The following is a 24,782-nucleotide window of genomic DNA, read 5'->3' as shown; positions in this document are numbered from 1 at the left end:
CTGCCCGCTTGCCCATTTGCATCGGCCGTAACGTCCTGATTGGGTCCAGGACCAGCGTTTCGGCCTCATCCCCAGGGGAATTACATGACTGTCAACATGAAGAACTGGCAGGAATTGAAGAAGCCCAACGCGCTGGAGATCAAGACCTCCGGTGACGGCAAGCGCAAGGCGACCTTCGTCGCCGAACCGCTGGAGCGCGGCTTCGGTCTGACGCTCGGCAACGCGCTGCGGCGGGTTCTTCTCTCCTCGCTCCAGGGCGCGGCGGTCACTTCGATCAAGATCGAGAATGTCCTGCACGAATTTTCCTCGCTCGCGGGCGTGCGCGAAGACGTGACGGACATCGTCCTGAACGTGAAGCAGATCGCGCTGAAGATGGAAGGCGACGGTCCCAAGCGGCTCCAGCTTTCCGCCACCGGCCCGGCCGAAGTGAAGGCGGGCGACATCGCGGTCGTGGGCGACATCGAAGTGATGAACCCCGATCTGGTGATCTGCCATCTCGATCAGGGCGCGACGCTGAACATGGAACTGACCGCCGACGTCGGCAAGGGCTATGTCCCCGCCGTCGCCAACCGCCCGGCCGATGCACCGATCGGCCTGATCCCGGTCGACGCGCTCTATTCGCCCGTCCGCCAGGTCGCCTACAAGGTGGACAACACCCGCGTCGGCCAGGAACTGGACTATGACAAGCTGTCGCTGACGCTCGAAACCGACGGCACGGTGACGCCCGAGGACGCGGTGGCCTATGCCGCCCGCATCCTTCAGGACCAGCTCCAGCTCTTCGTCCATTTCGAGGACGCGCTGCCCGCCGCCGCTCCGGCTGCCGGCTCTGCCGCTTCCTCGTCGGGCGAGGGCGAAAGCGACGCGAACCAGATCAACCGCTACCTCCTCAAGAAGGTGGACGAACTGGAACTGTCGGTCCGCTCGGCCAACTGCCTCAAGAACGACAACATCATCTATATCGGCGATCTGGTCCAGAAGACCGAGGCCGAGATGCTGCGCACCCCCAATTTCGGCCGCAAGTCGCTGAACGAGATCAAGGAAGTGCTGTCGTCCATGGGCCTGCGCCTGGGCATGGACATCCCCGGCTGGCCGCCGGAAAATATCGAGGAAATGGCCAAGAAGCTCGAACAGGAGCTGCTGGGCTGAACCCGATCCCCGTTCGGTTCGAGCGAAGTCGGGAACGACTGGCTGGAACCGAACGGAAGAAGGTGGATGGGCGACGACCTCAACGGTCGCCTGGTCTGGGGTACCTGAAACGGCCCCTTAACGAACGAAGGAAGAAGACATGCGTCACAAGGTCGGTCATCGCAAGCTGCAGCGCAGCGCCGGGCATCGCAACTCGCTGCTCCGCAACCTCGCGGCCTCGCTCATCAAGCATGAGCAGATCCTGACGACCACGCCCAAGGCGAAGGAACTGCGTCCCTACGTCGAAAAGCTGATCACCCTCGCCAAGAAGGGCGGCCTGTCGAACCGCCGTCTGGCCCATGCCCGTCTTCAGGACGACGCGCAGCTCACCAAGCTGTTCGAAGTCCTGGCCGAGCGCTACAAGGACCGCAACGGCGGCTACACCCGCGTCATCAAGGCCGGCATCCGCGCGTCGGACGCCGCGCCGATCGCGATCATCGAACTGGTGGACCGCGACATCGACGCCAAGGGGCAGGATTCCGGCCCGGTCCAGAACGCCGACGCGGACGAACTGGAAGCCGCATAAGATCAGGCCGCTTCCGGGCGGCATGAGCTAGCGTGAAAAAAGGCCGTGGCTTCGAAGGAAGCCGCGGCCTTTTTCCCAGGGGATGCCGCTCCCGCCCGCTCCGCATCGAAGGCGGCGCGGGCCAGGGCAAGCCGGTCCACGAACAGGCCGGCAGCCATGCCTTCGCCGGGCGCTCTTCCGGGGCGGGAAATCCACGCCGATCCGAATGAGGCGCGGGTCGTCAGCCGGCGGCCGGGGCGCCTGCCGTGCCCTGCGCTATGGCCTCCAGCATGGGGCGGGGCGGGGCGAAGAATGTCGTGCCGGTCCGCGGCGTCGAAAAATCGAGCAGCCGGTCATAGGCCCCGGCCGGATCGCCGACATACATCCGCTCCAGCATCTTCTCGATCACCCACAAATAGCGGGAATAGCCGATGAAATAGGTTCCGAACTCGCCATGGCCGGCGCGGCCGAAGGGCATGTTGTCGCGCAGTATGTCATGCTCCACGCCTTGTTCGTCGACGATGGTCGCCAGCGATTTGTGCGACTTGCGCGGGGCGGCATCGTCGTCGATCTCGACATTGTCGATCTTCGTCCGGCCGATGATCTCTTCCTGCAAGGGGGTAGGCACGCGCCCCCATGCCGCCATGTCGTGCAGATATTTCTGGACAACGATATAGCTGCCGCCCGCGAAATCCCCGTCCTCATCGCCGACCAGCGCGGAGGCGGACAGGTCGGGACCGGCCGGGTTGGCGGTTCCGTCGACGAAACCCAGCAGGTCGCGGGCGTCGAAATAGCGGAACCCCGTCACCTCGTCGATCATCTCCACGGCCGTATCGAGCGCCGCCAGCAAAAGGCGCTCGAACTCGAAACACAGGTCCGCGCGTTCGGCCCGGATGTGGAACAGCAGGTCGCCCGGCGTCGACGGCGCGTCATGCGCCGTCCCCTTGATCGGCGCGAAGGGCTTCAGTTCGCGCGGCTTGCCACCCGGATGGAGGCGGTCCCACAGGTCGCTGCCGATGCCCGCGATGCAGGAAAGCCGGGCGGACAGGTCGCGAAAGCCGACCGTCTTGACCAGATCGTCCAATCCGCCCAGCACGGAGCAGACCGTGGCGAGGGCATCCGGGCCGTCCGCGACGCGCAGCACGAGGAAGATGGCGGATTGGGAAAGTGGCGCGTCGACGCTCTGCGGATCTATCGGCACCCGTTCCCAACTGTTTCCCGTCACCCTGCGTTTCCTTTTTTCAAGAGCCCGCGCGATCGATCGCGCACCCAGGGGGGGGAGCGTTCGCCCGCCCGCCATCCCACGGCATTGCCACAAATCGGAAGGGCCGCAAACCGCCCTTCTTCTCACTTCCTCCCCCGATCCATCCCTTCCGCCGTCCCGTTCCCCTCCGGCCCGTTCCCCTCCGGCTCCCCCTTCAACTCCGTCGCGACCTTCTCCGCCGCCGCCATCACCCGCAGCACATTGCCGCCCGCGAGTTTCGCGATGTCCCCGTCGCTCCATCCCCGCCGCATCAGTTCCGCCAGCAGCGCCGGGTAGCGGTCCACCCCGCCCAGTCCCTGCGGCAGGGCGCCCACCCCGTCGAAGTCGCTGCCGATCCCCACATGATCGACGCCCGCCACCCGGGCGATATGCTCGACATGATCGGCGACCTGCCCGATGGTCGTCACCGGCTCGGGATGCGCCTTCTCCCACGCCGCCAGCGCCCGCTTCGCCGCTTCGGGATCGCCGACATGCAGCCCGCCGAAGGGCGGCGCATTGTTGCGCGCGATCTCGGCGGCGCGATCCGCGTTCCACACGCGCCGCGCTTCCGACACATATTGCGCGGCGAAGTTCACCATCACCACGCCGCCATTCCTCGCCACCTCCGCCAGCACCGCGTCCGACACGTTGCGCGGCGTATCGCACAGCGCCCGCGCATTGGAGTGGGAGAAGATCACCGGCGCGCGGCTCGCCCGCAGCGCGTCCCGCATCGTCGCCTCGCTCACATGGCTGAGGTCGGCCAGCATCCCCAGCCGGTTGAGTTCCCGCACCACCGCCTCGCCGAAGGGGGTGAGGCCGTCATGCTTCGGATCGTCCGTCGCGCTGTCCGCCCATTCGATCGTCTTCGAATGGGTGAGCGTCAGATAGCTCGCCCCCAGGTCGCGATAGGCGCGCAGCACCGCCAGGCTCCCGTCGATCTGGCCGCCGCCCTCGACCCCGATCAGGGAGGCGATCCGTCCCGCCTTGTGCGCCGCGCGCACCTCCGCCGCCGTGGAGACGATCCGGAACTGTCCCGGATAGCGCCGCGCGAGGCTGTGGACGAACTCGATCTGCTCCAGCGTGTCCTTCACCTGTTGCAGCCCCGGCTTTTCCGCCGACACCCAGACGGACCAGAACTGCCCCCCGATCCCGCCCGCGCGCAGCCTTTCGATGTCGGTATGATAGATTTGGGGATCGAGCCGGTTGAGGTCCATCGACCAGCGCCCGTCGCCCGCCTTGTCGGCCAGGGCTTCCGGCCAGTCATTATGCCCGTCGATCAGCGGCGTTGTCTTGAGTATCCGGGCGATCCGCGCCGCATGGGGATCGGACTCGGCCCGCGCCGGCGAAAAGGGCAGGGCGGCGGCGAGCAGCAGCGGCAATGCCGCGAGGCGAAGGTTCTTCATCGCGCGACTATGGCGTCTGCGCCCCGGCGCGCCAAGAGGGGGCTTTGGGGGTGGTTTGCTTTCCTCACCTACCATGCTCCTTGCGAAGGCGGGAGCATGGTTCCGCCGTTCGATCCGGCTCCCTGCCTTCGCGGGAACATGGCCCTTCCATTTTCGAGTGAGATACCAGACACCCACCTCCGTTCGCCCTGCGCTTGTCGAAGGGGGCGCGCCTGGGCGAAGTCGAAGGCTTCTCTGCACCTCACATCCCGCATTATCGCCCTTGATCGCCATCCCGCTCCGGCCGCACATAAGCGCCGCCCAACTTCTCGCCGGGAATCAGCCGCCCTTCCTCCTGCCGCAGCACCATCGTCCCGAACGCCGGCTTGGGCACGTCCTCGCTCGGCTCGGACGTCAGGACGACGGAGCCGTCCCGGGCCTCCCACCGCCCCTCCGCGAACAGGTCGAGCGATCCCACCACCAGATACCATTGGAACCGCCCGTCGGGCCGCAGCAGCATTTCCGATCCCGTCTCCATCACGCCCTGCAAATAATAATGCCCCGTCCACGCCGCCGCCTCGTCCTGCGCCGTCGCGGGAGGGACAGCCGCCTCACCCCGCGCGGAGACGGGAGCGGCCATCATCGCCAGCAGGAAGGCGGAAAGCGGAAATTTTCCATAAACCATCATATATCAATACCTTATGCTGATATCCCATTTCCACATCTCCTATCCTGGCCGAAAAACCCTTTCCCTTCGCTATTTCGTTCATGGTTTCGCCCCAAGCTCTGCTAATCCGGGGGCAATGACGATCGATCCCTTGCTGTTGTTGCAGGCCTATGCCCTTGGCGTCTTCCCCATGTCGGACGACCGCCACGCGCAGGACATTTACTGGGTCGAACCGAAGAGGCGGGCGATCCTGCCGCTCCGCGCCTTCCACCTGTCGCGCTCGCTCGCCAAGACCATCCGCAGCGAGCGGTTCCGCGTCACCGCCAACCGCGCCTTTCCCGCCATCGTGGCCCTTTGCGCCGAGGCCGCCGAGGACCGCCCGACGACATGGATCAACGGCCCCATCGAGCAGGCCTATCGCCATCTCCACGACCTGCGCTTCGCCCATTCGGTCGAATTGTGGGAAGGGGAGGAACTGGTCGGCGGCCTCTATGGCGTGGCGCTGGGCCGCGCCTTCTTCGGCGAGAGCATGGTGTCCCGCCGCACCGACGCGTCGAAGGTCGCGCTGGCCTGGCTGGTGGCGCGGCTGCGATTCGGCGGCTTCACGCTGCTCGACTGCCAGTTCATGACAAACCATCTGCGCTCATTGGGCGCGGTGGAAATCAGCCAGCCCGACTATCTTCAATTGTTGGGCGAAGCGGTCGCCGACGTGCCGTTCGGCGCAGGGCGCGCCGTGCTGTCCGCCGGTTCGGGCGCGGCAGCGGAACTGGCGTTCGATCCATTGTCCGGCGCGCGAGGCGCGGGAGCGGAAGGTTCGCCCTTTGCGCCGGCCTTGACCGTTTCCGGCCCCGTTTCCGGCCATTCCATCGCGCAGCTTTTGACCCAGACGTCATAGACCGGGTGCTGCACCACATTGCGGTCGGGCCGCTCGCGGAACAGCCAGCCGGAAAAGGCGCGCCGCCACTTGCCGTCCGCGCTGCTCCGCACGTCAAGCTGAACGAAGGCCCCGGTCTCCTGCACATTCTCCCAGGGCGCGGTCTTCTCGCAGGCTTGCAGCCGAACGATGGCGTCACCCACGCGCAGCGCCTCGCCCGGCTTCATCTGAAGATCGCGGGTCAGGCCGTTGCGCTTGTTGAGCAGGCCCACCACCGCGACCCGCTCCGCCATGGGCGTGCCGGGCAGGGCGGACACATCGCCGCCGCGGATTGGGCTGTTCTCGATCTTGACCGGCCCGGACTGGTTGGCGGCGGGCATGTCGCCGCGGCCGCATCCGGCCAGCATCAGGGCGCAGGCCAGCAGGGGCGCAGTGGTCAGGATCGGCAGGATGCCCCCCGCCGGGCGAGGGGTCATGATGCTTCGGGGCTCCACGCCTCATAATCGCCGGTCGCCTTCTGGCGATGGCCGCCCTTTTCCAGCGCGCCGGACGGGCGATAGGCGTTGACGGTGCCGGTCGCGTTGGGCGTGAAGTCGCGTTCCCAGATGCGCGGCGGCGGCAGGAAGCTTTCCGGCGCGCCTTCGATGGAATGATGCAGCCAGCCATGCCATTCGGAAGGCACCCGGCTCGCATCGTTATTGCCGTTGTAGATCACCCAGCGGCGGGCGCGGCCATGCACGTCGGTGCCGCCTTCATAATAGACATTGCCCTGATGGTCCTCACCGACCTTCGTCCCCTTGCGGGCCGTGAAGAGCGAGGTGCCGATGGTGGCGCCGTTCCACCAGGTGAAGATCTTGCCAAGGATTCCCATGGGCTGCGCTTAGCCGCTGGGGCGGCTGCTTGGCAAGGCGCTTGTGCGGTTTCCGGTCAGGAAGCGGGACAGAAATTCAAGCGGTCCCAAGCCTCATCCGGGCGCGTGCCGGGCGCGGCGCAATGGCCCCAGTGGACGCGATCCCCTTCGCTGATACCCAATTCCGCCGCGCGTCCGCCCGCCAGCTCCAGCACGGCGGCGACCGGGACGCCCGCCGACACCGGCTCGCGCGAATAAGGCTGCGCGTTTGCCTGAATGAAGGCGATGGTGCCGTCCGTATGGATGAACAGCATGTCCAGCGGGATCAGCGTGTCCTTCATCCAGAAGCTCGCGGTGCGCGGCGGGTCCATGGGGAACAGCATCCCGGAGTCCGGCGCCAGCGACTTGCGGAACATAAGGCCCTGTGCCTGATCCTGTGGCGTCAGCGCGACCTCCACGTCGAAGCGTCGTTCGCCCTTGGCGGTGCGGATGACGAGGGGGAGGAGGGGGCTTTTCGATGCAGCGGCTTCACTTCCGTTTCCTGCCTTGGGAACGGCGTGGGACGAGCAGGCAGCCAGCAGCAGGGCGGCAAGGAGGAATGGGCGGCGCATATCCCCGTGTAACGCGAATGGATCGGCAGGGGGAGGGGATTAACCTTCATCCCGTTCCGGCGGCTCTCCGGGCGGCGCGTCCACCCAGCGGCGGGCGAGCGCATGGCGATGGCCCGCGCGCAGGAAGGTTGCCATCCATTTCTCGCGCAGCTTCGGATCGGGCCGTTCCGCCGCGAAAGGGCCGATGCGCTTGCGCCGGGCAAAGCGTTCGGCGGCGTCCCAGCCCTCCGCCTCCGTCCGGGCGTCCGCCTCCGTCCGGTCGGCCTGCGCTATGCCCGCCGCGCGCAGGCTTTCGTCAACCCGCCTCGCGCCATAGCCGCGCCGCGCGAGGGCAGCGCTTTTCATCACCGCATAACCGCTGTCATCGACATAGCCCAATGCGGCCAGCCGATCGACCAGCGCCTGCGGATCGGCGGGCTGCGCGCCACCCCAGCCCCCTTCCCCGATCTTGCGCCGCAGATAGTCGAGCAGCTTCGCCCGGCTGGTAGCGAAACGGCCGACATAGCGCAGCGCCATCTCGCGCAAGGCGTCTTCATCGAGCGGTGGTCGGGGGCGTTTGCCGGTCATGCGGCCGGCATCATGCGACATGCGCCATCTTTATGCCACAGTCGGGCCGGAATTTTACCGCGCCTTATGCGCTAGAAGCACAGGCTGAGATGAAACTATCCGGTGCAACATCGCGCCAAAGCTGATAGCGGACGGCCGGATATGACAAATATGACATTGGGTGACACCAATATGACGGGCTCGCAAAGCATGATGGCACCGACGCCGACGACCGATGATCTGCCCCGCCGCTTCTCGGATTTCGAGACGCTGGGCGAGGCGCTGGACTATGCGGCGCGGGGCAGGCGCGGCATGAATTTCCACGACGCGCGCGGCAATCTGGCGCGGCCCTATCCGTTCAGCGCATTGCGCGAAGACGCCGTCGCCTGCGCCCACCGCCTGATCGCCCATGGCGTGAAGCCGCAGGACCGCGTGGCGCTGGTGGCGGAGACAGGCGCGGATTTCGCGCAGCTTTTCTTCGGCATCGTCTATGCAGGCGCATGGCCGGTGCCGCTGCCGCTGCCGACCAGCTTCGGGGGCAAGGAAAGCTATATCGACCAATTGAACGTCCAGTTGACGAGTTGCGACCCCATGCTCTTCCTCTTCCCCAGGGAGTTGGAAGAGATGGCGGGAGAGGCCGGGCGGCAGCGTTCGGTCGAAAGCATCGCCTTCGAGGATTTCCTCTCGCGCGATGCCATTTCCTGCGACCTGCCGCGGGCGAAGGGCGAGGAAATCTGCTACCTCCAATATTCGAGCGGTTCGACCCGTTTCCCCCATGGCGTCGCGGTGACGCATCACGCGCTGCTGAGCAATCTCGCGGCGCATAGCCACGGCATGGAACTGGCAGAAAGCGACCGCTGCATCAGCTGGCTGCCCTGGTATCACGACATGGGCCTGGTCGGCTGCTTCCTGTCGGTCGTCGCCAACCAGGTGTCGACCGACTATATGAAGACCGAGGATTTCGCCCGCCGTCCGCTGGCGTGGCTGGACCTCATCAGCCGCAATGAAGGCACGTCGATCAGCTATTCGCCGACCTTCGGCTATGACATCTGCGCGCGCCGCATGTCGAGCCAGACCAAGGCCGCCGACCGCTTCGACCTGTCGCGCTGGCGGCTGGCCGGGAACGGCGCGGACATGATCCGCCCCGATGTGATGCAGAGCTTCGTCGACGCCTTCGCCGACGCGGGCTTCAGCCCCAAGGCGTTCCTGCCCAGCTACGGTCTTGCCGAAGCGACGCTGGCCGTGACCATCATGCCCCCGGGCGAAGGCATCATCGTCGAACTGGTCGAGGAAACCGATCTGTCTGGCGGCGACGCGACGGAGGGTCGTCCGCAGCGTTTCCGTTCCATCGTCAATTGCGGCAGGCCCGCGCGCGACATGATCGTGGAAATCCGCGACGAGGACGGTGCCGTACTGAACGAGCGCCAGATCGGCAAGGTGTGGACCACCGGGCCATCGCTGATGGTCGGCTATTTCCGCGATCAGGAAGCCACCGACGCCTGCATGGTGGACGGCTGGCTCGACACCGGCGACATGGGGTATCTCAGCGACGGCTATCTCTATATCGTCGGCCGCGCCAAGGACATGATTATCATCAACGGCAAGAACCACTGGCCGCAGGACATCGAATGGGCGGTGGAACAGCTTCCCGGCTTCAAGCAGGGCGACATCGCCGCCTTCGCGATCACGACGTCCGGTGGCGAGGAAGCGCCCGCTGTATTGGTGCATTGCCGTACCTCCGACAATGAGGAGCGCTCGCGTCTGCGCGACCAGATCCGCGAACGGGTCCGCGCCATCACCGGCATGAACTGCGTGGTCGAACTGGTGCCACCGCGCACATTGCCGCGCACCAGCTCCGGCAAGCTCAGCCGGTCCAAGGCACGCAATCTCTATCTGGCCGGGGAAATCCGCCCCTACGACATAGCGGCTTGAGCCCGGCGGACGATTGGCTTGCACCTTGCCCCCGCGATGGCGGGGCGCAGCGGCCGGTCCTTCGGCCTTCTGTTGGAATTATGGGTGAGTCCGGTAAGCGTGGAGAGCCTTAGGGGCGCTTGGCGTCAGTCGCGTTGTCGGCGGCCGGCTCGGTCCGGTTCCGATCCGCGCGCAAGGCGGTCATCGCGGCCGGATTGAGTCCTGCCTTCTCGTTGCGCGTCTCTCCGGACCGCGCGTCCAGCATCGCCGCCGCATCGTTGAGAGCGCTGGCCTCGCTCGCGCTGACGCCGCCCACGCCATCTCCTGACGCCGATCCGCAGGCGCCAAGCCAGGTCAGCGCCATCATGCCAGCAAGAATGCGGATCATCTCCATTCTCCTCGCGCATAAGAAAAGGGCCGCTCCATTCTGGCGCGGCCCTTTTCGAAAACTTGCCCGAAAACGGAATTAGAGCGCGTTCGAAGCCGCGTTGTGGGCAGCATTGGCAGCGTTGTCGGCAGCGTTCGACGCATTGTCGGCGGCGTTCAGCGCAGCGTTCATCGCGTTGTCGGCGGCGTTCGATGCGTTATCCGCGGCGTTCGCGGCGTCGTTAGCGGCATTTTCCGCACCGCCCGAGCAGGCGGCAAGGCCGAGCGACGCGGCGAGAACGAGCGAAAGAGCAATCGACTTGGTCATGGGCTAAACCCCTCTCTGAGAACAAAAAACCGTGCAGACCATCTCGGAGAAAAGCTCACCCCCCATTGCGTCTGCGCGGCGATTCGTAATGCCTTGGCCGTTGTAAGGCAATCCTCTTCATGTGGGTTAAGGGCCTTATTTGGGCGATTTTACGCAAAATGCGCCGGTAAAGAGCGTCATTGACGTATATAAAGTTTTCTTTATATAACCATGTCATGAGCGCTGCACTCGACATTTTCCGTGCCGTTGGCGATCCGACGCGCTTACGGATCATCCATCTTTTGCGCGCGATGGAGCTGGCGGTGGGCGAAATCGCCCAAGTGGTGGGTCAGAGCCAGCCGCGTGTATCGCGCCATGTCCGAATCCTCGCCGAAGCGGGCCTTGTCGAGCGGCGCAAGGAAGGGAACTGGGTGTTCCTGCGGCTGGGCAAGGAGGCGGAACTGGCCCCCTACTGGACGTTGTTCGATCAGATCGTGCCGTCGCAAGCCGAATTTCTATGGCAGCAGGCGGACCTGACCCGCCTTGCCGCCGTGCGGGCCGACCGGTCGCGCGCCGCCGAAGCCTATTTCGCCGAACATGCCGAGGAATGGGATGCGATCCGGTCCCTTCATGTGGCGGAGGCGGATGTGGAGGCGGCGATGACGGCGCTGCTCGGGCAGGAGCCTATCGGCCATCTTCTCGACATCGGCACTGGCACCGGCCGCATGATCGAGCTTTTCGGACCCGATGCGCAGCAGGTGACGGCGCTCGACCGCAGTCCCGACATGCTCCGCCTCGCCCGCGCCAAGCTGCCGGAAGATGCGGGCGACAAATATGCGCTGGTGCTGGGCGATTTCGGTAATGTGCCGATGGAAAGCGGCAGCGCCGATACGATCGTGCTGCATCAGGTGCTGCATTATGCGCAGGCCCCCGAAGCGGTGATCGCCGAAGCTGCCCGCGTCGCCGCCGCGCAGGGCCGGGTGCTGATCGCCGATTTCGCCGCGCATGAGCGCGAGGAACTGCGGTTGCGCGACCAGCATGCGCGCCTGGGCTTTTCCGACGAGCAGATCGAACACTGGTTTGCGCGGGCGGGCCTTGACCTGGAACGGGTGGAGAGCCTGCCCGGACAGGAACTCACCGTGCAACTCTGGCTGGGCCGCCGCCGTGGCGCGCGCGTCCTGCCCATCGAAGGACGCATTTCCGCATGACCCTCCATTTCCCTTCCGTCGAAGAGGCGCGGCGCGCGCTGGACGCGCCACTCTATGCCGATCTGGCGGGCGATCTCAACGTCAGCTTCGAATTCTTCCCGCCCAAGACGGAGAAGATGGAGGAACAGCTTTGGTCGGCGATTGAGACGTTGACGCCGCTTGGCCCTAAGTTCGTTTCCGTCACCTATGGGGCGGGCGGGTCGACGCGGGAACGCACGCACAATACCGTTGCGCGGATCGCGAGGGAAACGCCGCTGGCCGCAGCCGCGCACCTCACCTGCGTCGCCGCGAGCAAGGATGAGATCGCCGAAGTCGCCGATGCCTATTGGGACGCGGGGGTGCGTCACATCGTCGCATTGCGCGGCGATCCGCCCGAAGCGGGCAAGCGGTTCGAGCCGCATGCCGACGGCTATCAGGGCGCGGCCGAACTGGTCGAAGGGCTGGTGAAGCGTCACCCCTTCGAGATTTCCGTCGCAGCCTATCCCGAAACCCATCCCGAAGCGGTGAGCGCTAAGAGCGATATCGACAATCTGAAGCGCAAGCTGGACGCGGGGGCGACCCGCGCAATCACGCAATTCTTCTTCGAGCCGGACAGCTTCTTCCGTTTCCGCGATACCGTCGCGGCGGCGGGGATCGGCGCGGATATCATCCCCGGCATCATGCCCGTCAGCAATTTCGCGGCAGTCCAGCGCATGTCGGCCATGTGCAACACCAACGTCCCCACCTGGATGGGCCGGTTGTTCGAGGGGCTGGATACCCATCCCGGCGCGCGGCAACTGGTGTCCGCGACGCTGGCGGCGGAATTGTGCCGCAAGCTCTATGCGGGTGGGGTGCGCGACTTCCACTTCTATACGCTCAATCGGGCCGAGTTGAGCTACGCCATCTGTCATCTGCTGGGCCTGCGACCGGAGAAAAGGGCATGACCGCCGAAGAACAGTTCCGCGCCATCGCGGCGGAAAAGATCATGGTGTTCGACGGCGGATACGGCACGTCGATCCAGAAGCATGGGCTGACGGAGGCCGATTATCGCGGCGATCTGGATCTGGTGAAGGACCAGAAGGGCAATAACGACCTGCTCTGCCTGACGCGGCCGGACATCGTGGAGGGCATCCACGCTGCCTATCTGGAGGCGGGCGCGGATATGGTGGAGACCAACACCTTCTCCTCCACGAAGATCGCGATGGCCGACTATGGCTGCGAGCATCTGGTGCGGGACATCAACATCGCCGCCGCGAAACTGGCGCGAAAAGCCTGTGACGCGGCGACCGCGAAGGACGGGCGCCCGCGCTTCGTCGCCGGGTCCATCGGGCCGACGAACAAGACCCTCTCGATCTCGCCGGACGTCAATGATCCCGCCTATCGCGAGGTGGATTACGACACGCTCAAGGCCGATTATCGCGAGCAATGCGACGCGCTGATCGAGGGTGGCGTCGATTTCCTGCTGGTGGAGACCTGCTTCGACACGCTCAATGCCAAGGCGGCGGGCATGGCCGCGCGCGAGGCGGAGGCGGCGGCAGGCCGTCCGGTGCCGCTGATGCTGAGCTTCACCATCACGGATATGTCCGGACGCAACCTGTCGGGGCATACGATCAACGCCTTCTGGTATTCGCTGCGGCATCTGAAGCCGCTCACCATTGGCGTGAACTGCGCCTTCGGAGCGGATCTGCTGCGGCCTTATCTGAGCGAACTCGCCAAGAACGCCGATACGCTGATCCTTGCCTATCCCAATGCGGGCCTGCCCAATGAGTTGGGGCAATATGACGAATTGCCGGAGACCACGGCCAGCCTCATCCGGCAATGGGTCGATGAGGGGCTGGTGAACATGGTCGGCGGCTGCTGCGGCACCACGCCCGCGCATATCGCGGCGGTGGCCAAGGCGCTTGCGGGCCACAAGCCGCGCCGGGTGCCGGAATTGCCGGTCGTGACCCGGCTGGCGGGCCTTGAGCCGATGCACATCGCGGCCTGATCCCACCTCCGTTCGTGTCGAGCGAAGTCGAGACACGGGCGCGCCACTGCTTCTCGACTTCGCTCGAAGCGAACGGACTTTTTTGAGAAAATGACTGAGAAACCCTCCGCCACCAATTTCGTCAACATCGGCGAGCGCACCAACGTCACCGGCTCCGCGAAGTTCAAGAAGCTCATCATGGCGGGCGACTATGCCGCCGCCATCGACATCGCGCGCGATCAGGTCGAAAATGGCGCGCAGGTGGTGGACGTCAACATGGACGAGGGGCTGCTCGACGCCGTGGAGGCGATGACGACCTTCCTCAAGCTCATGACGTCCGAGCCGGACATCAGCCGCGTGCCGGTGATGATCGACAGCTCCAAATGGGAAGTGATCGAGGCGGGCCTCAAATGCGTGTCCGGCAAGCCCATCGTCAATTCGATCAGCATGAAGGAGGGGGAGGAAGCCTTCCTCGCCCATGCGCGAAAGGTCATGGCCTATGGCGCGGCGGTCGTCGTCATGGCCTTCGACGAGACGGGGCAGGCGGACACGAAAGAGCGCAAGGTCGAAATCTGCGAGCGTGCCTACAAGCTGCTGATAGGCATTGGATTTCCGCCGGAGGACATCATCTTCGATCCCAATGTCTTCGCGGTCGCGACGGGAATCGAGGAGCATAATAATTACGGCGTCGACTTCATCGAGGCATGCAAGGAGATCAAGGCGCGCTGCCCGCATGTGCATATCTCCGGCGGGCTTTCGAACCTCAGCTTCTCCTTCCGCGGCAATGAGCCGGTGCGGCGGGCGATGCACTCCATCTTCCTGTATCATGCCATTCCGGCGGGCATGGACATGGGCATCGTCAATGCGGGGCAGCTCGACGTCTATGACGCCATCGACCCGGAACTGCGCGAAGCCTGCGAGGATGTGATCCTGAACCGCCCCCAGCGCGATCCGGAGGTCACGCCGACCGAGCGGCTGGTCGAACTCGCCGAGAAATTCCGGGGCAAGGGCGGGGAGGTGGACAAGGCGGCCGAGGAATGGCGCGGCTGGCCCGTCGCCAAGCGGCTCGAACATGCGCTGGTCAAGGGCATCGACATGTATGTGGTCGAGGATACGGAGGAAGCCCGCCTCGCCGCCGCGAAACCCATCGAGGTGATCGAAGGACCGCTGATGGACGGCATGAACGTGGTCGGCGACCTGTTCGGCGCGGGCAAGATGTTCCTGCCGCAGGTCGTCAAGTCCGCCCGCGTCATGAAGAAGGCCGTCGCCCATCTGCTCCCCTTCATCGAGGCGCAGAAGGAGCCGGGCGCCAAGGGCAAGGGCCGGGTCGTCATGGCCACCGTCAAGGGCGACGTGCACGACATCGGCAAGAATATCGTCGGCGTGGTGCTTCAGTGCAACGGCTTCGAGGTGATCGACCTGGGCGTCATGGTGCCGTGGCAGGACATATTGAAAGCCGCCAATGAGAATGACGCCGACATGATCGGCCTCAGCGGCCTCATCACCCCGTCGCTGGACGAGATGGTGACGGTCGCCGCTGAAATGCAGCGCGCGCAGATGACCATGCCGCTGCTGATCGGCGGGGCCACCACTTCGCGCGTGCATACGGCGCTTCGCATCGACCCGGCCTTCGAAGGGCCGGTGGTCCATGTGCTCGACGCCAGCCGTGCTGTGGGCGTGGCGACCGCGCTCGTGTCCGAAACGCAAAAGACGGATTTCGTCCAGCGGACCAAGGATGATTATGAGCATGTCCGCGTCGCCCGCGCGAACAAGGGGCAAAGCGCCCTGTTGCCGCTGGACGACGCGCGCGCCAACGCTTTCGAGATCGATGAGGCGCTGAAGCCGCCCCGGCCGCGCCTGCCGGGCGTCCACAGCTTTCCGGACTGGGATCTGAAGGATCTGCGCGACTATATCGACTGGACGCCCTTCTTCCGCGCCTGGGAACTGGCGGGCGTCTATCCGGCGATCCTGCAGGATGAGATCGTCGGCGAAAGCGCCACCAGCCTGTTCAGCGACGCGCAGAAGATGCTGGAGCGGATCATCGACGAGAGATGGCTGACCGCGCGGGGCGTGGCGGGGCTGTGGCCCTGCGCGCGCGAGGGCGACGACATCGTCGTTCATGTCGAGGATGAAAAGCATGTCCGCCTGCCCATGCTCCGCCAGCAGATCGCGAAGCGGGAAGGGCGGGCCAATATGTGCCTTGCCGACTTCATCAGCCCGGACGGCGACTGGATCGGCGGTTTCGCCGTGTCGATCCACGGCATCGAACCGCATCTGGCGCGCTTCAAGGCGGCGATCGACGATTATTCCGACATATTGCTGAAGGCGCTGGCGGATCGCCTTGCCGAAGCCTTTGCCGAACGGCTGCACCACTATGTCCGCACCGCGCTCTGGGGCTATGCGGAGGGCGAGCAGCTCACCAACGAGGCGCTGATCAAGGAGCAATATCGCGGCATACGGCCCGCGCCCGGCTATCCGGCCTGTCCGGAACATAGCCTGAAGCCGCTGCTGTTCGACATGCTCGACGCGCATCATGCGACCGGCATTTCGCTGACCGACAGTTTCGCGATGCTGCCGACGGCGGCGGTCAGCGGCTTTTATTTCGGCCATCCGCAGGCGGAATATTTCGGCGTCGCCCGCATCGGCCGCGACCAGCTGGAGGATTATGCGGAACGGCGTGGCGTGGATGTCGAAACGGCGGAAAGGTGGCTGCGGCCCAATCTGGATTGAGAGCCGCAGCCTGCGTTCACTTCATCTGGCTGATCCGGTTGTCCGCGCCGGTGATCTGGATACGGGGCCTGCTGCCGTCCGGGGTGGACCAGTGGATTTCGTTGCTCGCCCCGGTCAGGCGGATGACGCCGCCCTTCGCCATGGAGACATGGATGCGGTTGTCCGCGCCCTCGATGGTGAGCAGGCGGCAACTGCCCGAAATATGCACCTGATTGCTGGCGCCGGTGATGGAGGCCGAATCGCCGCCGCAATCCAGTTCCGTGGTCTGCCCCGCGCCGGTGAAATCGGCTTGCGCCACCGCCGGGGAAACCGGCAGTGCCATCGCCGCCCATAACGCGCCAACGCCGCTCCAAAAGAGGCGAGCCATGAATTTTTCCCTTCCTTCAATGGTTTCGGAAGGGAAACGTCCTTGCGGCCATCGGGTTCCGCACGGGACCTCCCTCCGGCCCGTTAAGACGTTTTGGCGTGATCGTCCCATAACGGGGCAGGAATCCGTTAACCACGTCCCTGCATTGGCCCCTTACCCGCCAGCGCCTATTCTGCGGCCATGCGTATCCTTTCCACCACCGTCCTCGTCTCGGCCGCCGTTGCCGCGACTGCCCTGGCGCAAGTTTCGCCCGCACCCTTCACCGTCGCGGAAACCGGCCAGACATTCAGTTCGCTCGCGCAGGCCGTGAATGCGATCGGCAATGCCAAGGGCACCGTGGTGATCGCGCCCGGCACCTATCGCCAGTGTGCGGTGCAGGAAGGCGGCGACGTCACCTTCACCGCCGCGACGCCCGGCACGGTCATCCTCGACGGCGTGACCTGCGAGGGCAAGGCGGCACTCGTCCTGCGCGGCAGCGCGAGCAAGGTGGACGGCATCGTCTTCCAGAATCTGCGCGTGCCGGACGGCAATGGCTCGGGCATCCGGCTGGAAAACGGCAATCTCACCGTCACCAACAGCCTGTTCCGCAATAGCGAGCAGGGCATCCTGTCCGGCGACGGGCCGGGCAACAGCGTCACCATCGACAAGTCGACATTCCGCCATCTGGGTCGCTGCGACCGGGATCTGGACTGCGCGCATGGGGTCTATATCGGCCGCTATGGCAGCCTGACGGTCACCCGCTCCCGGTTCGACCAGGGCGATGGCGGCCATTATCTCAAGACCCGCACGCCGCGCGTCACGATCACCAACAACAGCTTCGACGATAGCGCGGGACACCTCACCAACTATATGATCGACCTCTCCAACGGCGCGAGCGGCACGATCAGCGGCAATGAAATGGTGCAGGGCAAGGACAAGGACAATTACAGCGCCTTCATCACCGTCGCGCCCGAAGGCCGCGAGCATGACAGTTCGGGCCTCTCCATCGCGAACAACAGCGCCTCCTTCGTGCCGGGCCTTCAACGCAACAGCAGCTTCGTTGCCAATTTCACCGACGATGCGGTGAAGATCGGCGCCAACAAGCTGGCGAGCGGTATCAAGCAGTCCGACCGCCGCTGACCGCTTGCCAGCGGACCGTTGCGGGCGGATAATCGCTCCCATGCGAACGACCTATGATACCGCCACCGTCCGCCTCTATCATCTGAGCGACGCGCAGGAGGGCGGGGCGGCCACGACTCTGTTCTACGGCCCGCTTGACGAAGCCCTTCGTATCGCCGGGGCGCAGCCGGCCGATGTGCAGGACGGCCTGTTCCTTGCCACCGACAATGATGTGGTCGCCTATCTGGACCTGATCGACGGCTGAGCGGGCTCGACGATCCCGCGAAGGATCAGACCGGCTCCACCCGCAGCACCGAAGCCTCCGCGCCGACGATCCGCACCCGCGTCCCGACCGGGGCGTCGGGGCCGTGGCAGGACCATGCGCCGTCTCCCACCTTCACGCGCCCGCGTCCATTGTCGATGGCCTCGACCACGGTCACCACTTCCCCGATCAGACGGGCGGTGCGGTCGTTCAGCAGCGGGTCTTCCGACGACACCGGATTGGCCGCATACCATTTTCGCCCGCCCCATACGGCGATCAGGCAGAGCAGGGCGAAGATCAGGAATTGCAAGGGCAGGCCGATCGGCAGCGCCAGCGCCGCCAGTCCCGTGACCGCCGCCGCGATCGCGATCCAGATCAGGAATACGCCGGGCAACAGAACCTCGCCTATGCCCAGCAGCGCAGCGAAGATCAGCCACCACCAATGATCCTCCAGCATGGCCAGCATGTCCATCGGTCCGCTCCCTTATCCGAACGGCCCGCGGCGCGGCGCGGCGGGGGGAGGCGGGGAAGGCGGCGAGGCCCTGTCTCCGCCCAGCGCATCGCGCGCCAGCTCGCCGATGCCGCCCAAGGTCCCGATCAACTGGGTCGCCTCCACCGGGAACAGGATCGTCTTGGCGTTGGGTGACGTCGCGAACTGGCCGACGGCTTCCACATATTTCTGGGCGATGAAATAGTTGATCGCCTGCGCGTTGCCGGACGCGATGGCTTCGGACACCATCTGCGTCGCCTTGGCTTCCGCCTCCGCCTCGCGCTCGCGGGCTTCGGCGTCGCGGAAAGCGGCCTCCCGGCGGCCCTCCGCTTCCAGGATCTGGCTCTGCTTCTGTCCCTCGGCCCGCAGGATTTCGGAAGCGCGCAACCCTTCCGATTCAAGGATCAGGGCGCGCTTCTCGCGCTCGGCCTTCATCTGGCGGCCCATGGCGTTGACGATGTCGGCGGGCGGTCGGATGTCCTTCAGTTCCACGCGGGTGATCTTGATCCCCCAGGCATTGGTCGCATGATCGACCACGGACAGCAGCCGCGCATTGATCTCGTCGCGCTTGGACAGGGTTTCGTCCAGGTCCATCGATCCCATGACAGTACGCAGGTTGGTGGTCGCAAGCTGCATGATCGCGACATAGAGTTCGGACACCTCATAAGCGGCCTTGGCCGCGTCCAGCACCTGGAAGAACACCACGCCGTCGACCGACACCATCGCGTTGTCCTTGGTGATGATCTCCTGCCCCGGAATGTCGACGACCTGCTCCATCATGTTGATCTTGCGGCCGACCGCGTAGAAGAAAGCGGGGTAGAAATTGAGGCCGGGGCGGGCGACCTCGGTGAAGCGGCCGAAGCGCTCGATCGTATATTGATAACCCTGCCGCACCACCTTGATGCTGGCGGCCAGATAGAACAGCACCAGCAAGGTCACCGTCAGCGCGAATGTCGTCACCATGGGTCCTCCCCCGAAATGGACAGGACCTGACTATGGCGCGAAAAGATTAACGGGGGAAGCCAATCCGGCTAAACCCGATGCCAGAACCGTTCTTCCAAGGAGTCGATTGCCGTCATGCTGCTTCGTCATGCCCGTTCGCTGCTGTTCCTGCCCGCTTCCAACGCTCGCGCCATCGCCAAGGTCCGCACTCTGCCCTGCGATCTGGTGATCCTCGACCTGGAGGACGCCGTGCCGGACGACAGGAAGGAAGAAGCCCGCGCTGGCGCTCTGGAAGCCCTGGCGGAAGGGTTCGGGCGTCGGCTGACCGCATTGCGGATCAATGTGGAAGGCACGCCGTGGCACGGCGCCGAAATGATCGCCGCCAAGCAGTCGGCCGCCGATTATGTCGTGCTGCCCAAGGTCGAAAGCACCAAACAGGTCAAGGACGTGTTCAGCGTCACGCAAAAGCCCGTCATCGCGATGATCGAAAGCGCCAGGGGCGTACTGGCCGTGCCCCAGATCGCGGCGGGCGAGGGGACGGCAGCGCTGTTCATGGGCACCAACGACTTGCGGCAGGACATCGGCATCCCCGCTTCGGCGGACCGCGAGGGGCTGACCCTGTCGTTGCAGGCGGTGATCTTGGCCGCGCGTGCCGCCGGCATCGCTGTGTTCGACGGCGTGTTCAACCGGCTGGACGACGAAGCGGGGTTCGAGGCGGAATGCATGGCCGGGCATAGGCTGGGCTTCGACGGCAAGACGTTGATCCATCCCAGCCAGGTGCCGGTCGCCAATCAGGTCTTCGGACCCGATGCGCAGGCCGTCGCCGATGCCCGCCGCCTGATCGAAGCGGCGACGGGCGGCGCGGAGCGCTTCGAGGGGCGCATGGTCGAATCCATGCATGTGGAGGAAGCCAGGGCACTGATCGCCCGAGCGGATGCGGTGGGCATGTAAGGGGGCGGATATCTTCGCGGCTGTTTTTACCGCCGCCGCACGGTCAGCAGATAGTTGATGGCCTTGTTGGCCGTCAGCGCGAAACCCCTGCGCGGATCGAAGCTGAGGCCGCTTGAATCGATCACCTCCAGCCCCGCATCGCTCAGCAATGCCGTCAGTTCCTCGGGCGTCAGGAAGCGGTTCCAGTCATGCGTCCCTTTGGGAATGCCGCCGACGCTCTCGCCGATGGTGATCATGGCGAGGCGGGAGAGGGGGGTGCGGTTGGGCGTCGAGAGGATCATCAGCCCGTCCTGCGCCAGCTTGCCCGCCAGTGCGGCCACGAAGGCGGCGGGATCGGCCACATGCTCGATCACCTCCATCGAGGTGACGAGATCGAATCCGGCCTCCGCCAATTGTTCCACCGGAGTCGCGCGATAGTCGATGGCAAGCGCCTGCGGTTCGGCGTGGGCCCTGGCCGCCGCGATATTCTCCTCTGCCGCGTCGAGCGCCGTCACCGCCGCGCCCATGCGCGCCAGCGGCTCGGCCAGCAGGCCGGCGCCGCAGCCCACGTCGAGGACGCGCTTGCCTTCAAGCGGCTGAAAAGAGCGCCCCTTTCCCGGCCAGTGCCGGTCGATCGCCTGGCGGATATAGCGCAGCCGCACAGGATTGAGCTTGTGCAGCATGGCGCTGCTGCCGTCCGGATTCCACCAGTCTGCCGCCATCGCGCCGAAATGCGCGGCCTCCTTCGGGTCGATGGTTCCGCCGGTTGTTGCGCTTGCGTTGCTTGCCATATCCGTATCCGCTGCTAAGAGGAGCGCCGTTTCCGCCCTTTTGGGACATTTTCTTTCTTACCAGCAGGCAGGCTCGACAAGCAAATGGCGCGCATCGTGATGAAATTCGGCGGCACCTCCATGGCGGGGATGGAGCGGATTCGCAACGTGGCCGCGCGCGTCAAGCATGTGGTCGAGCAGGGCAATGAGGTCGCCGTCGTCGTTTCCGCCATGGCGGGCGAGACGGACCGGCTGGTCGGCTTCTGCAAGGAAGCCTCCGCGCTCTATGATCCGGCGGAATATGACGTGGTGGTCGCCAGCGGGGAGCAGGTGACGAGCGGCTTGCTCGCCATGACGCTGAAAGCCATGGGCGTGGATGCGCGCAGCTGGCTCGGCTGGCAGCTTCCGATCCGCACCAACGAAGCCCATGCCAAGGCGCGCATCGGGGAGATCGATACCGCCGACCTGCTGGCGTCGATGCAATCCGGCACGGTCGCGGTGATCCCCGGTTTCCAGGGCATGATGGAGGATGGGCGCGTCTCGACATTGGGACGCGGCGGGTCGGACACGTCGGCGGTCGCGGTGGCGGCGGCGGTGAAGGCGGACCGCTGCGACATCTATACCGACGTGGATGGCGTCTACACGACCGATCCCCGCATCGTGGCGCGGGCACGCAAGCTCGATCTCGTCACCTATGAGGAAATGCTGGAACTGGCCTCGGTCGGGGCCAAGGTGCTCCAGACCCGCTCGGTCGGCCTTGCCATGAAGGAAGGCGTGGTCGTGCAGGTGCTTTCCTCCTTCGATGATCCCACCCAGACCGACCTCCCCGGCACGCTGATCGTGAGCGACGAGGAACTGGAGGCCAAGCTCAAGGAAAACAAGATGGAACGTCAGCTCATCACCGGCATCGCCCATGACAAGAATGAGGCGAAGATCACCGTCACCCGCGTGCCCGACCGTCCGGGCGCCGTCGCGCATATCTTCGGGCCGCTGGCCGACGCGGCGATCAACGTCGACATGATCATCCAGAATGTCGGCCGCGACAAGGGCGAGACGGACGTGACCTTCACCGTGCCGGGCGCCGATCTGGCGCGGGCGCTGGACGTGCTGGAGAGCCAGAAGGAAACCATCGGCTTCAACCGCATCATCCCCGACACGAAGGTCGCGAAGATCAGCGTCGTGGGCGTCGGCATGAAGAGCCATGCGGGCGTCGCCAGCACCATGTTCCAGGCGCTGGCCGACCGCGGCATCAATATCCTCGCCATCTCGACCAGCGAGATCAAGGTTTCGGTCCTGATCGACGAGGACGAGACGGAACTGGCGGTGCGCGTGCTGCACACGGCCTATGGTCTGGATGCGCCGGCGGCTTGACCGCGGGGTTTCGCGGCTTCACAGAAGAAAAGCGGGCGGCGGCCTTCGGGCCGCTGCTGCCCTGACCCCTTCCAGCTTCGGGAGGGGCTTTTTGATTCGATGGATGGAATGATGACCAACGCCAAACTCGCTTCCCTGATGGCTCGCGGCACCGAATTTCTGGGCTGCGAGACCGCGATCCTGTGCGGGGCGATGAGTTGGGTGTCGGAACGCCATCTGGTGTCGGCCATCTCCAATGCGGGCGGTTTCGGCGTGATCGCCTGCGGGGCGATGACGCCCGACCTGCTCGACAAGGAGATTGCGGCGACGAAGGCGCTGACGGAGAAGCCCTTCGGCGTGAACCTCATCACCATGCACCCGCAGCTTTTCGAACTGATCGAGGTCTGCTCGAAACATGATGTCGGCCATGTGGTGCTGGCGGGGGGGCTGCCGCCCAAGGGCAGCATCGAGGCGATCAAGGCGAAGGGCGCGAAGCTGCTCTGCTTCGCTCCGGCGCTGGCGCTGGCGAAGAAGCTGGTCCGTTCGGGCGTCGATGCGCTGGTAGTCGAGGGCATGGAGGCGGGCGGCCATATCGGCCCGGTCGCGACCAGCGTGCTGGCGCAGGAAATCCTGCCGGAAATGGCAAGCCTGGTGCCGGTGTTCGTCGCCGGAGGCATCGGCCGCGGCGAGGCGATCGCCGCCTATCTGGAGATGGGCGCGTCGGGCGTGCAGCTTGGCACCCGCTTCGCCTGCGCGACGGAGAGTATCGCCCACCCCGCATTCAAGAAAGCGTTCTTCCGCGCGTCCGCCCGCGACGCCATCGCGAGCGTCCAGATCGACCCGCGCCTGCCGGTGATCCCGGTCCGCGCGCTCAAGAATGCGGGCACGGAGGCCTTTACCGCCAAGCAGCGGGAAGTCGCCAATCTGCTGGACAGCGGCGCGGTCGACATGGGTGAAGCGCAGTTGCAGATCGAACATTATTGGGCGGGCGCCCTCCGCCGCGCCGTGATCGACGGCGATGTCGAGGGCGGATCGCTGATGGCAGGGCAGTCGGTCGGCATGGTGACGAAAGAGGAACCCGTGGCCGCCATCATCGCGCAATTGATGGACGAGGCCGCATCGGCGCTGGAGCGGCGGGCGGCTTGAGGCCGGCTTTCGGGAAAGTGGTTTTGGGTGTTTGTCAGTCCGTCGGCATAGCCATAACCCCCGCGCAGAGGACCTTCGGCAACTGGCCGAAACCCGCTGCCGCGACAACTGAATATCGCGCCCATCGCCGCTGCCGCACCGAAACCCGACGAACCGAATCCCTTTCTGGATGAGGCGAGTCCGTGCCGGTCGTCAGGAACCCTGGCTTTTGGCATGAGTTTCTGTGGCTGGATAAAGATCATAAAGGGGATTTGGGTGCCGCCGCGTACCGTATTTCGTCGCTTCTGCACGGTGGCGTCCATCACGGCGCTGACGCTGATCGCAGGCTGTTCCACACCGAAGAAACCGGCGGTCGCGCCGCCTCCGGTGATCGAGACGATCCGGCCCGTGCCCCCCATGGGCGCGGTGGAGAATATGAGCATTCCCGATGTCGGCCCGGACGGCAAACGGTTGACCCCCAATCGCGGCGTCACGTCCAATACCGCGCTCTGGCATGTTCGCATGGCGCTCAACGTCGCGGCGCTTTCCTGCCATGGTCCGGGCGATCTGGCGCGCGCGCAATATAATCGGATGCTTCACGTCCACAAGGCGGTGCTGGGAGAGGCGAACGCCGCCGTCGACCGCAATTACAAGTTCGAATATGGCGCCACCGGCATTGCCCGGCGCGAGCAGCTCAACACGGTCGTCTATAATTTCTTCTCCCTGCCGCCAGTGCAGCCGACTTTCTGCAAGGCGGCGATAGAGGTCGGGGCGAAGATGCTGTCCATGCCGTCCGCTTCCCTGCTGGGCTATGCGCCCGAGGCATTGGCGGCGCTGGAAAAGCCGTTTCAGGATTTCTACGAGGCCTATGCCGATTACCTCCGCCGGCTGGCGGAATGGCAGGCGCGTTTCGGCGCGAGCGTGACGGTGGTGGTGTCGCCCACGCCGCTCCCGCCGCCGCCGGTGCCGCCCGGCGAGGTGCCGGTGCAGCGTGCCGTGCCAAGCCTGCCAACCGTGCCGCAGCCTGTCCCGGCATCCCCGGCCGCGACGCCTCCGGTGACGGTCGTGCCGACCCTGCCGCCCGCCGCCCGACCCTGACCTTGCCGTTCCGGAGCGCC

Annotated in this window: 27 protein-coding genes and 1 pseudogene; 15 read left to right on the top strand and 13 right to left on the bottom strand. The window is 65.3% G+C overall.

All coding sequences use genetic code 11. The annotated features are described in order from the left end of the window. Nucleotides 1-84 precede the first annotated feature (84 nt). The gene (locus tag SCLO_RS08560) at nt 85-1,146 is read left to right on the top strand and encodes a DNA-directed RNA polymerase subunit alpha (protein ID WP_066516724.1); all 1,062 of its coding nucleotides are present in this window, start codon (nt 85-87) and stop codon (nt 1,144-1,146) included. A gap of 139 nt (nt 1,147-1,285) precedes the next feature. Continuing rightward, nucleotides 1,286-1,711: a 50S ribosomal protein L17 gene (gene rplQ / locus SCLO_RS08555; RefSeq protein ID WP_066516722.1), complete on the top strand. Its 426-nt coding sequence runs from the start codon at nt 1,286-1,288 to the stop codon at nt 1,709-1,711. 220 nt (nt 1,712-1,931) lie between these two features. On the opposite strand, the gene SCLO_RS08550 is transcribed toward rplQ, so the two are convergent. From SCLO_RS08550 to SCLO_RS08540, 3 genes are all read right to left on the bottom strand, one after another. Beyond that, the gene (locus SCLO_RS08550; RefSeq protein WP_066516720.1) at nt 1,932-2,915 is read right to left on the bottom strand and encodes a Dyp-type peroxidase; all 984 of its coding nucleotides are present in this window, start codon (nt 2,913-2,915) and stop codon (nt 1,932-1,934) included. A gap of 122 nt (nt 2,916-3,037) precedes the next feature. Further along, nucleotides 3,038-4,336 (bottom strand): dipeptidase, encoded by a 1,299-nt coding sequence (locus SCLO_RS08545; protein WP_066516719.1) that lies wholly within the window; start codon nt 4,334-4,336, stop codon nt 3,038-3,040. A gap of 253 nt (nt 4,337-4,589) precedes the next feature. Next, entirely contained in the window at nt 4,590-5,003 is a 414-nt protein-coding gene (locus tag SCLO_RS08540) for a hypothetical protein (protein ID WP_231923394.1), read from the bottom strand. 115 nt (nt 5,004-5,118) lie between these two features. Here SCLO_RS08540 and aat point away from each other — a divergent pair, with 115 nt between their 5' ends. Then, on the top strand, nt 5,119-5,877 hold the full coding sequence (gene aat, locus SCLO_RS08535; protein WP_066516718.1) for a leucyl/phenylalanyl-tRNA--protein transferase: 759 nt from the start codon (nt 5,119-5,121) through the stop codon (nt 5,875-5,877). A gap of 35 nt (nt 5,878-5,912) precedes the next feature. Here aat and SCLO_RS23835 read toward each other — a convergent pair. The 4 genes and pseudogenes from SCLO_RS23835 to SCLO_RS08515 form a co-directional block, all read right to left on the bottom strand. Then, nucleotides 5,913-6,083 (bottom strand): annotated as a pseudogene (locus SCLO_RS23835) (DUF2155 domain-containing protein); the annotation flags it as partial. Between the two features lie 245 nt (nt 6,084-6,328). Continuing rightward, nucleotides 6,329-6,727 (bottom strand): NADH:ubiquinone oxidoreductase subunit NDUFA12, encoded by a 399-nt coding sequence (locus SCLO_RS08525; protein ID WP_066516713.1) that lies wholly within the window; start codon nt 6,725-6,727, stop codon nt 6,329-6,331. A gap of 56 nt (nt 6,728-6,783) precedes the next feature. Next, nucleotides 6,784-7,317 carry a DUF192 domain-containing protein gene (locus tag SCLO_RS08520; protein ID WP_066516709.1) on the bottom strand — a complete coding sequence of 178 codons (534 nt, stop codon included), beginning with the start codon at nt 7,315-7,317 and terminating at the stop codon, nt 6,784-6,786. A gap of 39 nt (nt 7,318-7,356) precedes the next feature. Beyond that, on the bottom strand, nt 7,357-7,884 hold the full coding sequence (locus tag SCLO_RS08515; protein ID WP_066516756.1) for a regulatory protein RecX: 528 nt from the start codon (nt 7,882-7,884) through the stop codon (nt 7,357-7,359). Nucleotides 7,885-8,034: 150 nt separating this feature from the next. On the opposite strand from SCLO_RS08515, the gene SCLO_RS08510 reads away from it, so the two are divergent. Continuing rightward, a complete protein-coding gene (locus SCLO_RS08510) occupies nt 8,035-9,795 on the top strand; it encodes a fatty acyl-AMP ligase (protein WP_066516755.1) in 1,761 nt (586 codons plus the stop codon). A gap of 109 nt (nt 9,796-9,904) precedes the next feature. On the opposite strand, the gene SCLO_RS08505 is transcribed toward SCLO_RS08510, so the two are convergent. Further along, complete coding sequence (locus SCLO_RS08505) at nt 9,905-10,162, bottom strand: hypothetical protein (protein WP_066516754.1); 258 nt, start codon at nt 10,160-10,162, stop codon at nt 9,905-9,907. Nucleotides 10,163-10,240: 78 nt separating this feature from the next. Next, complete coding sequence (locus SCLO_RS08500; protein ID WP_066516708.1) at nt 10,241-10,468, bottom strand: circumsporozoite protein; 228 nt, start codon at nt 10,466-10,468, stop codon at nt 10,241-10,243. 215 nt (nt 10,469-10,683) lie between these two features. Here SCLO_RS08500 and SCLO_RS08495 point away from each other — a divergent pair, with 215 nt between their 5' ends. The 5 genes from SCLO_RS08495 (at nt 10,684) to metH (ending at nt 16,330) form a co-directional block, all read left to right on the top strand. Further along, nucleotides 10,684-11,655: an ArsR/SmtB family transcription factor gene (locus tag SCLO_RS08495; RefSeq protein ID WP_066516707.1), complete on the top strand. Its 972-nt coding sequence runs from the start codon at nt 10,684-10,686 to the stop codon at nt 11,653-11,655. Beyond that, complete coding sequence (locus SCLO_RS24390; protein WP_407695321.1) at nt 11,543-11,800, top strand: hypothetical protein; 258 nt, start codon at nt 11,543-11,545, stop codon at nt 11,798-11,800. Before SCLO_RS08495 ends, SCLO_RS24390 begins: the two co-directional genes overlap by 113 nt. Then, on the top strand, nt 11,694-12,578 hold the full coding sequence (gene metF, locus SCLO_RS08490) for a methylenetetrahydrofolate reductase (protein ID WP_407695328.1): 885 nt from the start codon (nt 11,694-11,696) through the stop codon (nt 12,576-12,578). The genes SCLO_RS24390 and metF overlap by 107 nt, the downstream gene beginning before the upstream one ends. Beyond that, the gene (locus tag SCLO_RS08485; protein ID WP_066516704.1) at nt 12,575-13,621 is read left to right on the top strand and encodes a homocysteine S-methyltransferase family protein; all 1,047 of its coding nucleotides are present in this window, start codon (nt 12,575-12,577) and stop codon (nt 13,619-13,621) included. Before metF ends, SCLO_RS08485 begins: the two co-directional genes overlap by 4 nt. Nucleotides 13,622-13,711: 90 nt before the next feature. Then, complete coding sequence (gene metH, locus SCLO_RS08480) at nt 13,712-16,330, top strand: methionine synthase (protein ID WP_066516703.1); 2,619 nt, start codon at nt 13,712-13,714, stop codon at nt 16,328-16,330. Between the two features lie 16 nt (nt 16,331-16,346). Here the strand turns inward: metH and SCLO_RS08475 are convergent, their stop codons facing one another. Next, nucleotides 16,347-16,697: a DUF3060 domain-containing protein gene (locus SCLO_RS08475; protein WP_066516702.1), complete on the bottom strand. Its 351-nt coding sequence runs from the start codon at nt 16,695-16,697 to the stop codon at nt 16,347-16,349. Nucleotides 16,698-16,877: 180 nt separating this feature from the next. On the opposite strand from SCLO_RS08475, the gene SCLO_RS08470 reads away from it, so the two are divergent. Further along, a complete protein-coding gene (locus tag SCLO_RS08470; protein WP_066516701.1) occupies nt 16,878-17,816 on the top strand; it encodes a right-handed parallel beta-helix repeat-containing protein in 939 nt (312 codons plus the stop codon). A 40-nt stretch (nt 17,817-17,856) separates the two neighbouring features. Next, complete coding sequence (locus tag SCLO_RS08465) at nt 17,857-18,060, top strand: hypothetical protein (RefSeq protein WP_066516699.1); 204 nt, start codon at nt 17,857-17,859, stop codon at nt 18,058-18,060. A gap of 25 nt (nt 18,061-18,085) precedes the next feature. Here SCLO_RS08465 and SCLO_RS08460 read toward each other — a convergent pair whose 3' ends face one another. Then, nucleotides 18,086-18,529, bottom strand: a complete 444-nt coding sequence (locus SCLO_RS08460; RefSeq protein ID WP_066516698.1) for an NfeD family protein — start codon at nt 18,527-18,529, stop codon at nt 18,086-18,088. A gap of 12 nt (nt 18,530-18,541) precedes the next feature. Beyond that, entirely contained in the window at nt 18,542-19,510 is a 969-nt protein-coding gene (locus tag SCLO_RS08455) for an SPFH domain-containing protein (RefSeq protein ID WP_066516697.1), read from the bottom strand. 114 nt (nt 19,511-19,624) lie between these two features. On the opposite strand from SCLO_RS08455, the gene SCLO_RS08450 reads away from it, so the two are divergent. Next, nucleotides 19,625-20,440, top strand: a complete 816-nt coding sequence (locus tag SCLO_RS08450; RefSeq protein ID WP_066516696.1) for an HpcH/HpaI aldolase/citrate lyase family protein — start codon at nt 19,625-19,627, stop codon at nt 20,438-20,440. Between the two features lie 26 nt (nt 20,441-20,466). On the opposite strand, the gene ubiG is transcribed toward SCLO_RS08450, so the two are convergent. Further along, nucleotides 20,467-21,210 carry a bifunctional 2-polyprenyl-6-hydroxyphenol methylase/3-demethylubiquinol 3-O-methyltransferase UbiG gene (gene ubiG / locus SCLO_RS08445; RefSeq protein WP_066516694.1) on the bottom strand — a complete coding sequence of 248 codons (744 nt, stop codon included), beginning with the start codon at nt 21,208-21,210 and terminating at the stop codon, nt 20,467-20,469. Nucleotides 21,211-21,294: 84 nt separating this feature from the next. Between ubiG and SCLO_RS08440 the strand changes: the two genes are divergently transcribed. From SCLO_RS08440 to SCLO_RS08430, 3 genes are all read left to right on the top strand, one after another. After that, the gene (locus tag SCLO_RS08440) at nt 21,295-22,560 is read left to right on the top strand and encodes an aspartate kinase (RefSeq protein ID WP_066516693.1); all 1,266 of its coding nucleotides are present in this window, start codon (nt 21,295-21,297) and stop codon (nt 22,558-22,560) included. A 111-nt stretch (nt 22,561-22,671) separates the two neighbouring features. Beyond that, entirely contained in the window at nt 22,672-23,685 is a 1,014-nt protein-coding gene (locus SCLO_RS08435) for an NAD(P)H-dependent flavin oxidoreductase (protein ID WP_066516752.1), read from the top strand. 255 nt (nt 23,686-23,940) lie between these two features. Continuing rightward, nucleotides 23,941-24,762, top strand: a complete 822-nt coding sequence (locus SCLO_RS08430; RefSeq protein ID WP_231923393.1) for a hypothetical protein — start codon at nt 23,941-23,943, stop codon at nt 24,760-24,762. The last annotated feature ends 20 nt before the right edge of the window (nt 24,763-24,782 follow it).

The organism is Sphingobium cloacae, from assembly GCF_002355855.1.
In the GTDB taxonomy this organism is placed as follows: Bacteria; Pseudomonadota; Alphaproteobacteria; order Sphingomonadales; family Sphingomonadaceae; genus Sphingobium; species Sphingobium cloacae.
The sequence above is the reverse complement of the archived record's forward strand: the minus strand, read 5'-3'. Positions and strand labels throughout refer to the sequence as shown.